A 642-nucleotide genomic window follows, 5' to 3' on the forward strand; every position below is an offset into this window, starting at 1 on the left:
TGCTACTCAGATGTGGGTGAGGAGATAAAGCGAGTTGCCAAATCGCGACCCATGCTAATAAAGCTAAGTTGCCGAACAAAGCGAGGTAGCGATACGTTTTTGCTTGAGCACCAAGAGGTGGTTGTTCTTCGAAAGAGTCAGACATCGATTCTCTATCCTTGAATTGATACCAATTCTACTGATTATTAATACTGGTATTAGTGACAAGCTTTGAGCTTTAACGCTGCTGTTGCTAGTCGTTTACCTAATTGTTGTGCCAGGCGAGTCTCCTCCGCTGTGAGACTTGGTTCGTGTCCTACACTGCTGGCACCGTAGGGTGTGCCACCAGATTGGGTCGACTGCAGCTCTGGTTCAGCGTAAGGAATACCAAGTACCATCATCCCGTGATGCAGTAATGGCGTCATCATACTTTGAAGTGTGGTCTCCTGACCGCCATGCATCGAAGATGATGAGGTAAATACACAAGCTGGCTTATCGATTAAGTCACCGCTAACCCACAAAGGGGTGGTTTGATCCCAAAAGTGCTTTAAAGGCGCTGCCATATTGCCAAACCAAACGGGACTACCGAACGCTAGACCGTCGCACTTTTTCAGTTCCTCTAGAGTAACAATTGGATCGGAAGGGGTATGTGAGTGAGGTGAC

General features: G+C 47.5%; 1 protein-coding gene and 1 pseudogene. Both read right to left on the minus strand.

The genetic code is table 11. The features are described from left to right. Positions 1-145 (minus strand): annotated as a pseudogene (locus R8N49_RS28020) (DUF2069 domain-containing protein); the annotation flags it as partial. A 52-nt stretch (positions 146-197) separates the two neighbouring features. Next, on the minus strand, positions 198-642 hold a 445-nt coding region (locus R8N49_RS28025), incomplete at its 5' end, for an NAD(P)H-dependent oxidoreductase (protein WP_318190557.1).

It is taken from the genome of Vibrio sp. 1978, from assembly GCF_033344345.1.